At 70.4% G+C, this 406-nt stretch carries 1 pseudogene; it reads left to right on the top strand.

The annotated features are described in order from the left end of the window. Positions 1-406 (top strand): annotated as a pseudogene (gene carB, locus ADL29_RS10275) (carbamoyl-phosphate synthase large subunit); the annotation flags it as partial.

Raw genomic sequence — 406 nt, 5'->3', positions numbered from 1 at the left:
GGCGAGGCGATGGCCATCGGCCGCAACTTCACCGAGGCGCTGCAAAAGGCGCTGCGCTCGCTGGAGAAGAAGGGCTCGCAGTTCACCTTCGTCGGGGAGCCCGGCGACAAGGCCGAGCTGCTGCGCGAGGCCGTGCGCCCGACCGACGGCCGCATCAACCTCGTCATGCAGGCCATCCGCGCCGGCGCGACGCCGGACGAGGTCTTCGACCACACGAAGATCGACCCCTGGTTCGTCGACCAGCTCTTCCTGATCAAGGAGATCGCCGACGAGCTGGCCGCCGTCGAGCGCCTCGATGTGGACCTGCTCGCGGAGGCCAAGCGGCACGGCTTCTCCGACGCCCAGATCGCGGAGATCCGGGGGCTGCGCGAGGACGTCGTCCGCGAGGTGCGGCACGCCCTGGGGG

Source organism: Streptomyces chattanoogensis (assembly GCF_001294335.1).
GTDB lineage: Bacteria > Actinomycetota > Actinomycetes > Streptomycetales > Streptomycetaceae > Streptomyces > Streptomyces chattanoogensis.
This window is presented reverse-complemented; position numbering and strand designations above follow the sequence as displayed.